We start from the raw sequence: 10,918 nt of genomic DNA on the forward strand, positions 1-10,918 counted from the left end.
CGAGGCCCTCGACAGCATTGTCGGCCAGGTCAGCCATATCTCGAAACTGGTCTCCGGCATTGCCGAAGGCGCGGTGGAGCAGTCCACTGGCCTGAACGAGATCAACACCGGCGTCACCCAGCTCGACCAGGTGACCCAGCAAAACGCGGCCATGGTGGAAGAAGCCACTGCCGCCGGCCATATGCTCAGCAGTGATTCTACGCAGCTATCGCAGCTGGTGTCCGGGTTTAGAATCCAAGGTGGCGCAGCGCCTGCGCCGTTGCAGACAGAAACCGCGGAAGAGGCAAGCTACAGCCCTGCACCTTCAGCCCATGGCAGCGACGACTGGGATATGGACGAGACCGTATCATCTCCTGCCCCTGCCTCCTTGGATACCGATGGCAATGCCGCCAAGGACATGTGGCAGGACTTTTAAGAGTGCTTTCCCGGGGCAAAACACATGTCCCGGGGCGACCGTAAACTTCGGTTTTTTACCGATCAACTGACTAGGTGAAACAGTGCCGTCTCAGAATCTATTGATCATCACAACAGACCGGGCCTTTGCCCGCTCAATTCAAAGCCACATGGAGGCCACCTATCCAGGTATGAAGGTGCTTTTGGCCAATAACCTCATGATGGCCTATAATCAGGCAGAGGCCGCAGAGCCGACATTTGCTTTTGTCGAGGATGGCTTCACCAAACTGCCTGAATTTGAAATGATGCTGGCGCTTTTCTCAGCACTGGACACCCGTTGGGTTGCGGTTATGGACAGTGCCGGGGCAACACCCGCGCGGCACGCCTCGCCCCTGCTCAACGTTGGGGCTGGTATTTTTGAGCTGACCAAAGCGGACAGCCCGGTGCAATTCTCCCAATACTTTGACATGATGGTCAAAGCGCCAAGGCGCGATGTGGCGGGCCCAAAAGGGATGAAGGGCGGCAACGGCGCCGCCCCTGTCAAAGACTTCAAAAAGATCATCCTTATCGGCTCTTCGACCGGCGGAGTGGAAGCCCTGCGCAGTGTCCTGGTTGGGTTTCCGGCACAATGTCCACCAACATTGATCGTCCAGCACACGGGTAAGAACTTTGGCCAGGGCCTGGTGTCACTGCTGGATCGTATCTGCGCCGCCAAGGTGGTACCGGCGGAAGACAATATGAAACTGGAAGTCGGCCATGTCTATGTGGCCGCCGGTCAACGCCGTCATATGGGCATGACCCAAAGCAAACCAATCCGAGCGCGTCTGAAAGAAGGGCCACCAATTTCAGGTCATTTGCCTTCTGTTGACGCGTTGTTCACCTCTGCCGTGCCATATGGAAAGGACGTGGTCGCTACGATTTTGACCGGTATGGGCCAGGACGGGGCCAATGGACTTTTGGAGCTGCGCAAGGCAGGGGCAACAACCTTTGCCCAGGATGAAAAATCTTCGGTTGTCTACGGAATGCCACGTGTTGCCTGGGAAAATGGCGGCGCCCAGAAACAGGTTTCCCTTGCCCGTATGGCTGGGGCCCTTCTGCAGGCTGCGAAAGCCTGAGTAACTCAATTAAGGAGAGTACTGTGACAACAGTTTTTGCAAATACCACATCGGTCACGGTTCTGCAGGGGGAATACCGGGTTACAACAGATCCTAAGGTCATGTTTTCCACGGTTCTTGGATCCTGTATTGCCGCCTGCATTTACGATGCCGAAAATGGTGTTGGTGGAATGAATCATTTCCTTTTGGCAAATGCCAATGGCAATGACGTCAATGCGCGCTACGGCATCCATGCGATGGAACTTCTGATCAACGGCATCATGAAAAAAGGGGCCCAGCGGGACAACCTCAAGGCCAAGGTCTTTGGCGGTGCCAAAATGTCGGTGAACCTGTCAGATATTGGCGCCTCGAACTCACATTTTGTGCAGCACTTCCTCAAGGACGAAGGCATTCCGGTCATATCCTCCAGCGTTGGTGGTACCTCGGCGCGCCGGGTCAGATTTCATGCCACCTCTGGCAGTGCTCAGCAGACCCGTGTTGAAAATGACCGCCGTTTGGGCGAGCAAGAGATGGCAAAGGCCCGTCCAGCAGCCAAGCCAGCACCGGCACCAGCGCCGTCGGATCCAGGTGGCCTGACCCTGTTCTGATCCGGCCTCAAGTCACATTGAAAACCCGCCTCAAACTGATTTGGGGCGGGTTTTTCTATTCCTTTGACAGTCTACGGATCCGTGCTGGCCGATGGATCCTGCTCAGATTTGACTTGCCCAGCAGGGATCACAGGGCTACCCCCAAAGGGAGGCATATGTAACAGGTTCCGGGAGGTTCTGAGAGATGGCCCGGATCTGTCATATGATTGCTGGTCTTCTTCTGACCGGGGTGCTGGCTTTGGCACCGAATCGCGAAGCCCGGGCCGCTGATGTTACAGTCTTTGCAGCAGCCAGTCTGAAAAACGCGCTCGAAGAAATCAGGGCGGATTTTGAGGCGACAACCGGCCAGACCGTGGCGCTCTCCTTTGCCGGATCTTCGCTTTTGGCCCGGCAGATCACCCTCGGCGCGCCGGCGGATATCTACCTGCCAGCCAGTGCAGACTGGATGGACTACCTGCAGACCGAAGGACATTTGGTTGCTGGTAGCCGCAGGGATCTGTTGGGCAACCGGCTGGTCCTGATCGCGCCACGCTCCAGCGCCCAGCCTATTTTCGGTTTTGACGATCCGGCTTTGCTGGCACAACTGGGGCAGGGCAGGCTCGCCATGGCATTGGTGACGGCAGTACCCGCCGGCATCTATGGCAAATCTGCGCTGCAGAACCTAGGGATTTGGCAGGACCTTGCTCCTAAAATCGCCCAAACCGACAATGTCCGTGCCGCGTTGGCTTTGGTTGCCGCTGAGGAGGCGCCTCTGGGCATTGTCTATGCCAGCGACGCCCAGGCAGAGCCTCGCGTCGTGGTCCTGGCAGAATTCCCCCAGTCCACGCATGCGCCAATCCGCTACCCGCTGGCGCTGATCCCGCCGGCTAAAACCCCTGCCATCCTCGCCTTTTACACCTATCTACAACAGCCGGTAGCACAAGAGGTCTTTCGCGCCGCCGGCTTTGATGTATTGGCGGAGTAGCGGCACATGAGCTGGCTTGGCCCCGAAGGATGGCAGGCTGTAACGCTGTCGCTGAAGGTTTCGATCTGGGCCAGCCTGTTAACCCTACCGTTTGGCATCTTCACCGCCTATGCGCTGGCGCGCTGGCACTTCCCCGGCAAGCAACTGGTCAATGGGCTGGTGCATCTGCCGCTGATCCTGCCCCCTGTGGTCACGGGCTACCTGTTGTTGCTAGCCTTTGGCACCCAGGGTCCGCTAGGTAGTCTCTTGCAGCCGCTCGGCATCAGCTTTGCCTTTCGCTGGACCGGAGCCGCCCTGGCGGCGGCGATCATGGGCTTCCCGCTGATGGTGCGGGCCATTCGCCTGTCGATTGAAGCGGTGGACCCCAAACTGGAAGAGGCTGCCGCAACCCTTGGCGCCAGCCCTCTGTGGGTTTTTGGCACCGTCACTCTGCCGCTGATCCTGCCCGGTGTTATCGCCGGAACCATTCTGGGTTTTGCCAAGGCCATGGGCGAGTTTGGCGCCACCATCACCTTTGTCTCTAATATCCCAGGGCAGACCCAGACTTTGCCTTCGGCGATCTATGCCTTCCTGCAGGTTCCTGGCGGGGAAAGTGCCGCCCTGCGGCTGGTACTGATCTCGGTGGGTGTGGCCATGACTGCGCTGATCCTCTCTGAAATTCTGGCCCGCCGCGCCAGCAAGCGCCTGGGAGGGATGTGATGCTCTCTGTTGCCCTGCGCCAGAAACTGTCCGAGTTTTCTCTGGAAATCTCTTTCGAGGCCCCACCCGGAGTGACCGTGTTGTTTGGCGGTTCCGGCTCAGGCAAGACTACCGTGGTCAATGCGGTGGCGGGATTGAACCGGCCTGAAACCGGCCATGTCGCGCTGAACGACCGGGTGCTGTTTGATCTCGACCGTGGGATCTGGTTGCCACCGCACCGACGCCGTATCGGCTATATCTTTCAGGAGGGGCGGCTGTTTCCGCACCTGACCGTGCAACAGAACCTGCTCTTTGGTCGCTGGTTTGCCCCCAAAGGCGCCGCGCGCGAAGATCTGGATCGGATTGTCACCATGCTTGGCATTGCACCGCTGCTGTCGCGTCAGCCGGGTGACCTCTCCGGCGGGGAAAAGCAGCGGGTGGCCATTGGCCGGGCCTTGTTGGCCTCCCCTGATTTGATCCTCGCGGATGAACCACTTGCGGCGCTGGACGAGGCGCGCAAGGAAGAGATTTTGCCCTATTTTGAGCGGCTGCGTGACGAGGTGAAGATCCCGGTTCTTTATGTCAGCCATTCCGCTGCCGAAGTTGCCCGGCTGGCAACCTCTGTGGTGGTCTTGCAGGACGGCAAGGTGCAACGCCAGGGCAGCGCGGCCGAGGTTCTGAGCGATGACCGGGTGATGCCCACCGGTGTCCGCGCGGCGGGCGCGCTGCTGGAAGCCCGCCTGAAACGGCATCATCCCGATGGGTTGAGCGAGCTGGAGGCCGGTGGGTTGCCCCTGTTTCTGCCGCAGCTGCGGCAAAACCCCGGCAGTCTGTTGCGGGTGCGTATTCTGGCCCAGGATGTGATCCTTTCGCGGCACAAGCCCGAAGGCCTCTCGGCGCTCAATATTTTGCCCGGCACAGTCCAGCATATCCGCGGCGGTAATGGCCCCGGCGCCATGGTCTCGCTCAAGACCGATGCAGGCCGTGTTCTGGCCCGCATCACCCAGCGCTCTGCCAAGGCGCTGGAGCTGGAGGAGGGGATTCACTGCTATGCAGTTGTCAAATCCGTTGCCATCGCGCGTGGTGATGTCAGTGGCAAGATCCATGGTGATGCGGGCAGCAAGCTTGGGGAAACCCCTTGAACAAAAATGAGCCGCACCGCAAAGGTACAGCCCATTTTCAATGTGCACGGTTTCAGCCCGAGGGGGCTACTGAAGCTGTGCCCAGAACAGTTCTAGATGGCGTGCAACGATTTCCTCAAATCGGCCCTCCTTTTTCAAGGCCTTCAACCCCGCATTTATCCGGTACAGATGCGATGTGCCGCGCCAATGACGCTTTGAAATTACCACATGCAGCCCTTCTTCGGACAAGGGGCGCTCCACCGGTAGGATGCTGTCGCGCAGCCCCTCCTGGATCAAGGTATTGGCTCCCAGAAACAGGTTCACGGTGGCCGCATCAACCCGGCCCTCCTGCACCAGATGGAAACAGGCGGCCGGCGTGTCAGCCTGCACCAGCGTGATCTTTTCCTCGCTCAGCCAGCGTCGACCCGGACGGTCTAGGTCATGGGTGAAATAGCCCTTGGGACGGCAGAGGGTTTTGCCCTCGAGATCGCTGTCCTCGTCAAAGGTGAAGCCAGCATCAGCGCGGGCAAAAAGCATGATTGGTATGGTGATCAGTGGCTCAGAGAAATGGAAGTTCACGCAGCGTTCGTCCTGCGGTGTGGTTTCGCAATCCGGTTTGAACCAGGGGAAGCCCATATCAAACTCTTTATTGTCGAGCTTGGGAAACAGGTGCTTGGACCAGTCGTTTTCCCAAGTGATGGAATAAGAGACCGGCGAGGGCGTCAATTCCATCGCAGCATTGACCAGTTCGGTGATCAGACCCTGACCCGGCAAATCTGGATCGGTAAAGGGCGCAAAACCGCCCCCTGTAAGCAGCTTCATCTCAGCATCATCGCGGCGCAATGGCGTTGCGTCCGGGGCCGAGACCCCCTTGGCACAAGGAATATGCAGGATCTTGCCGGGTTCTGCCACGGGGCCGGTGAGGCGGCTTTGGTTGCCATAGTAGATCAGCGTCCAGCGTCCCCGATCGCCGTAGTGGTGTTCTGCGATGGAAAACAGGGTATCACCGGGCTGCACCCGGTAATCCACATCACAAATCGCCCAAGCGGTGGCTGGGCTCAGGAACCCAATAGCCAATGCGCAGTAAATCGATAGCTTTTTCAGCATGACATCGCCTCCTAGAACTCGGCCCAAATGCGGGAGAGGTGATCTTCGATGATGCGCTGATAGGTGCCGTTGTCGCGCACATCCTTCAGCCCCTTGCTGACCAGCGCCATCATCTCTTCGGCGCGGGGGTGGGATTTATGCACAACCGCATGAATGCCCAGAATGGAGAGCGGCTGCGGCAAAACGTTGAACTGACCTTCCAGCCCGTTTTCCTTCATCACGCTGCGCCCGGTGAATTCATTGATCGCTACTGCGTCGGCCTCACCCTTGGCCACCATGTCAAAACAATCCTTGACCGTATGGGGCGATTTCAGAGTGATCTTATTGTCGGCAATCCAGCGACGGCCAGATCCATCCAGATCAAAGGTCAGATAGCCATTGGGACGGCACAGGGTCTTGCCCAGAATGTCGGCATCATCCTCAAAGGTGAAGGGGCGGTCCTTATCGACAAAGAGCAGCATCAGGGTCTCAAACATCGAGTCTGAGAACAGGAAGTTCACACAGCGATAGCTCTCGGGCATGGTGTCGCAATCCGGGCGATACCAGGGGAAGCCAACATCCAGCAATGCGTTGGAGAGCAGCGGGTCAAAATGCGATCCCCAGTCGTTGACCCAGTGAATGGCATAGCCTTCCTGCGGCGCAGCCGAGGTCATTACCGCATCCATCACATCGGTAATCAGGCCACCATTGTGGGAAGATTTGGAGGTAAAGGGCGCGTAGTCATCGCCGGTCAGCAGGTTGATCTTTTGCCGAACCGATGCATTGCCGGGGGTCACTGTAACCGGAGCCACAGCAACTGGGGTGGCACTACTGACTTCGGTGCCGCCTTCGAGACCAATTGGCAGGCCGTTTAAGCAGGGCATGCGCAGCTTCATACCAATACGAATGGCGTTAGGCTTTGGTCCAATGGCCTTGATATTCTGCGAGTGAATGGTGCTCCAGGCCCCGACATCCTTGTACAGGCGATCAGCAATCAGAGACAGGCTATCCCCAGACTGGACGCTGTAGTAACCGCCACAGGTTTCAGCCGCGACAGCCTGCGCCGAGAACAGGCCAGCAACCGCAATAGTTGCTGCCAGGATCTTATTTTTCATGTGGTCCCCCCCAGGGATAAATGTGACCCGGTCATTCCGCAGGGCACCGGATTTTGTATGATTCTGATCTTATTGTGAAAAAGAGTTTGAAAAACGCCTGACCAGCGGCAGGACCGGACAGGCGTTTAAAGGATCCTCTGGCCGAGGGCGCTGGGATCCCGTGTTAGATTACTGGCCACCAAACAGCGTCAGCAATGCCGGGGTATTGACCTCGCCAGAGGCGGTCAGCAGCACTGCGGGCACCGCAACTTGCTGGTTGCGATACGCGTCATTGACCATCTGATCAATGTATTGCGTTGACTGCCCCTGCTGCAACGCTGCCAAAACCATGGCGTAAAGGCCGTTGGCCTCTCCTGTGACAACCGGGCTGGCGGCAGCAGCTCCAGATCCTGATACATTGGCAGGTATGGCAGGGGTCTGCGCGGTTTGAGCTGAGGTGCTGCGCAGCGCGGCCAGAGTGCCAGCTGTAATCTGCGCCACCAAGGCAGAACTGTCCTGGGTACCTGATGCCGCTTCCGGAACGGATGCGGCATCAGTGAGTGGGCTGGCCCCCGCAGCGGAAATGACTGGGTTAAACCTCTGAATAGCAGAAAGGTTTTGACTATTGGCGGCTTCACCAGAGCCGGAGAATTGCAAAAAGGTCAGGGCGATAGCAGCAATGCCCAGAACCGCAGCAGCAGCGATGAGTTTGATCAGTTTCATTGAATGTCCCGGTGGCAGCAGAGTTTCAGTTTCAACAGGTTGCGCATCAGCAGCCTCCTGCGCAAATCCCTGTTTCCAGCTGGAGGTTACGGGCTGTACGGCAGCGGGTTGCTGGGATGCAACTGGCTCTGCCGCGGCCTGAGCTTCAAAAGAAATAACCTCGGGCTTTGCAGAGGCAACCACCTGCAAACCCGGCTTGGAAACGACACGAATATGACCCTTGGTCACAACACCACTCAACTTGACCGGTTGTGGTCTGCGCACGGACGAAAATGACTCCTCAGAGGAGATTTCTAATGGCTGTAGCACTGCCCTGTTCACCCTTTAACCCCGACACCAGGCGTGCCCACCGCGTTTTTCTGCAGAGGCTTGGCCCGTGTTAACCATTTATTAACCAATAGTAGAATCACCGTCAACATAGCGTGAGGCATCACCGGTCAGAGCTGTAGTTTCACAATGGGAAAAGGAATGAATTTCTGGCAAATCGCTGAAAAGGCACCTTAAAACACAGCTCTTGCATTGACCTGAAAACGTAGAGCTTGCCCAAATGTCACATGTCAACAAAGGAGTCGCACGAGGGAGGCCCTTAGATTCCAGCAGATTTTTCGGACAGCTACTTTCTTACTGGGGCGTTGCAACTAAATTGGTAGCCTGTGGCCCAAGCTGCCAGTTCGGGGCCTAACCAATCTCTTCCAACAGGCTCGTGATGGCCGTCCGATAGCGTGTCAGGATCGCATCGCGGGCCCGATGGCGTCCGGCCTGAACGCAGTGACGCCCGGCTGACCACAGATCGGTGACCACTTGATCCTTGGCCGCAAAGACCAACCCATCCAAAAGCTGCGCATCCGTCAGGGCACAGAGCGTCGGATGGGTGCTGTCGATTGCTACCAGATCTGCCAATCGTCCGGTTGCGATCTCACCCGCCTGACGTCCCAGAGCCTGGGCGCCACCTTGGGCCGCTGCGGTATAAAGCGCATGACCCACCGAACCCTCGCCGTGCACCAAAACATTGCGAGACAGATCCCGCAGTCGCTGCGAATACTCCAAGGTGCGCAGCTCTTCGGTGAGCGAAATCAGCACGTTGGAATCTGATCCGACCCCAAAGGCACCTCCCTCTTCAAGGTAGGTCGCGCCATTAAAAGGCCCGTCGCCCAGATTGGCCTCGGTCACCGGGCAGAGCCCCGCCACTGCGCCCGTAGCCGCCATGGCGCGAGTCTCAGCTTTAGTCATATGGGTGGCATGGATCAGGCACCAATCCCGCCCTACAGGCGCGTTGTCCAGCAACCATTCCACCGGGCGTGCGCCCAGACCTGCCTGTACCTCCTGCACCTCCTTGGGCTGTTCAGCGATATGAATATGCACCGGAGACTGCGTTGCCTGCGCCAGAAGCACCTGCGCCAGATCATCCGGAGCCGTGGCCCGCAATGAATGCGGCGCTATGCCGACTCGGCAATCATCGGGCAGGGCAGAGGCAGCGCCACGCGCCTGTTCTACCAACCTGCAAAACCGGTCAACATCATTGCCAAATCGCATCTGACCCTGTTCCAGCGGCCGCTTGCCAACCCCGGCATAGCTGTAAAGCACCGGCAAATGGGTAAGGCCAATGCCCGTCTGGCTGGCCGCCGCCATGATCCGGTCGGAGTGTTCGCTCAGATTATCATAAGGCGTGCCATTCTTTTGGTGGTGCAGGTAGTGGAACTCGCCAACCGAGGCATAGCCGGCCTCCTGCATCTCCAGAAACACCAAAGCAGCTATCGCTTCGATCTGTTCGGGGGTGAGATGGGCAGTAAACCGATACATCAGATCCCGCCAGGTCCAGAAACTGTCGCGACCCGCCATGCGATATTCGGTCATCCCGGCCATGGCACGCTGAAAACTGTGGCTGTGAAGGTTGGCCAGAGCAGGTAAAACGGTGTCGACCAGGGTATCCCCGGGCTTTGCAACGGTTTTGGTCTCGATCAAGGAAATACTGCCCGCCTGCATTTCCACACGCGTGTTCCTGTCCCAGCCACCGGCCAAAAGGGCCCGTCTCGCAAAGAGTGCCGTCATTTTTCACCTCATTTTATGTCTAGACATATGGCATATTGATTTGTACCAGAAAAGAGGGAATTCACCATTTTCGGAGGCTGCCATGCAGGTTGAAGATCACGTTTTTACCAAGCTGCACGCTGCGACCATGGCAGGGGATGCCGCGCCCTATGGGATGATAGACGGCGCCGCCATAGCGGTAGTCGCGGGCAAAATCGCCTGGGTCGGCCCCGAGGCCGCGCTTCCGACCCGTTACTCTAGGCTCCCGCATCGCCCGCAGGGCGGACGATTGGTGACCCCCGCGCTGATCGACTGCCACAGCCATGTTGTCCATGGCGGCAATCGTGCGGCTGAGTTTGAACTGCGACTGAATGGCGCCAGCTATGAAGAGGTTGCACGGGCAGGCGGCGGCATCATCTCCACCGTCACCGCGACCCGCAAAGCCAGCATCGAAGACCTTGTGCAGCAAACCCTGCCGCGGATTGATGCGATGTTGGCCGAAGGCCTCACCACGCTGGAAGTGAAATCCGGCTATGGGCTCGATCGAGAAACCGAGCTGAACATGCTGCGCGCTGCCCGCGCCCTACCTGCGCATCGCCCCATTCGGGTGGTCACCAGTTTCCTTGGCGCCCATGCGGTGCCATCTGAGTACCACGAAAACGCCGATGGCTACATTTCCGAAATCTGCATTCCAACGCTCCGGGCCGCCCATGCCGAGGGGCTGGTCGATGCGGTGGATGGGTTCTGCGAAGGCATTGCCTTCTCCCCAGATCAGATGGCACGGGTCTTTGATGTCGCGCAGGAGCTGGGCCTTCCGGTGAAGCTACATGCGGAACAGCTCTCCAATCTTGGCGGTGCCAAAATGGCCGCAGGCTACGGCGCGCTCTCGGCGGATCACATCGAATATCTGGATCAAGAGGGCGTGGCCTCCATGGCCAAGGGTGGAACTGTGGCGGTGATCCTGCCCGGCGCGTTTTATACCCTGCGAGAAACACAAATGCCGCCAATAGATCTGCTGCGCGACGCGCAGGTGCCAATGGCCCTGGCCACGGATTGCAATCCCGGCTCTGCGCCGATGACATCCTTGTTGCTCGCGATGAACATGGGCTGCACCCTGTTCCGCATGACC

Annotated in this window: 10 protein-coding genes and 1 pseudogene; 7 read left to right on the forward strand and 4 right to left on the reverse strand. The window is 58.2% G+C overall.

The features are described from left to right. From ABJP42_RS08265 to modC, 6 genes and pseudogenes are all read left to right on the forward strand, one after another. Positions 1-415: pseudogene (locus ABJP42_RS08265) on the forward strand (methyl-accepting chemotaxis protein); the annotation flags it as partial. Positions 416-563: 148 nt separating this feature from the next. Next, positions 564-1,508, forward strand: a complete 945-nt coding sequence (locus ABJP42_RS08270) for a CheB methylesterase domain-containing protein (protein WP_348339864.1) — start codon at positions 564-566, stop codon at positions 1,506-1,508. 23 nt (positions 1,509-1,531) lie between these two features. After that, positions 1,532-2,095 (forward strand): chemotaxis protein CheD, encoded by a 564-nt coding sequence (locus ABJP42_RS08275; RefSeq protein ID WP_348339855.1) that lies wholly within the window; start codon positions 1,532-1,534, stop codon positions 2,093-2,095. A gap of 184 nt (positions 2,096-2,279) precedes the next feature. Beyond that, the gene (gene modA / locus ABJP42_RS08280) at positions 2,280-3,059 is read left to right on the forward strand and encodes a molybdate ABC transporter substrate-binding protein (RefSeq protein WP_348339856.1); all 780 of its coding nucleotides are present in this window, start codon (positions 2,280-2,282) and stop codon (positions 3,057-3,059) included. A 6-nt stretch (positions 3,060-3,065) separates the two neighbouring features. Beyond that, positions 3,066-3,758 (forward strand): molybdate ABC transporter permease subunit, encoded by a 693-nt coding sequence (gene modB, locus ABJP42_RS08285; protein ID WP_348339857.1) that lies wholly within the window; start codon positions 3,066-3,068, stop codon positions 3,756-3,758. After that, on the forward strand, positions 3,758-4,879 hold the full coding sequence (modC, locus tag ABJP42_RS08290) for a molybdenum ABC transporter ATP-binding protein (protein ID WP_348339858.1): 1,122 nt from the start codon (positions 3,758-3,760) through the stop codon (positions 4,877-4,879). Before modB ends, modC begins: the two co-directional genes overlap by 1 nt. 66 nt (positions 4,880-4,945) lie before the next feature. Here the strand turns inward: modC and ABJP42_RS08295 are convergent, their stop codons facing one another. From ABJP42_RS08295 to ABJP42_RS08310, 4 genes are all read right to left on the reverse strand, one after another. Further along, positions 4,946-5,965 (reverse strand): LysM peptidoglycan-binding domain-containing protein, encoded by a 1,020-nt coding sequence (locus ABJP42_RS08295; protein WP_348339859.1) that lies wholly within the window; start codon positions 5,963-5,965, stop codon positions 4,946-4,948. Between the two features lie 11 nt (positions 5,966-5,976). After that, positions 5,977-7,059, reverse strand: a complete 1,083-nt coding sequence (locus ABJP42_RS08300) for a transporter substrate-binding domain-containing protein (RefSeq protein ID WP_348339860.1) — start codon at positions 7,057-7,059, stop codon at positions 5,977-5,979. A gap of 168 nt (positions 7,060-7,227) precedes the next feature. Next, the gene (locus ABJP42_RS08305) at positions 7,228-7,761 is read right to left on the reverse strand and encodes a hypothetical protein (RefSeq protein WP_348339861.1); all 534 of its coding nucleotides are present in this window, start codon (positions 7,759-7,761) and stop codon (positions 7,228-7,230) included. A 678-nt stretch (positions 7,762-8,439) separates the two neighbouring features. Further along, positions 8,440-9,810 (reverse strand): formimidoylglutamate deiminase, encoded by a 1,371-nt coding sequence (locus ABJP42_RS08310; RefSeq protein ID WP_348339862.1) that lies wholly within the window; start codon positions 9,808-9,810, stop codon positions 8,440-8,442. A gap of 82 nt (positions 9,811-9,892) precedes the next feature. Between ABJP42_RS08310 and hutI the strand changes: the two genes are divergently transcribed. After that, positions 9,893-10,918, forward strand: a 1,026-nt coding sequence (gene hutI / locus ABJP42_RS08315; RefSeq protein WP_348339863.1) for an imidazolonepropionase, incomplete at its 3' end; no start/stop codon positions are given.

Origin of the sequence: Pseudophaeobacter sp. (assembly GCF_039971195.1) — a bacterium.
In the GTDB taxonomy this organism is placed as follows: Bacteria; Pseudomonadota; Alphaproteobacteria; order Rhodobacterales; family Rhodobacteraceae; genus Pseudophaeobacter.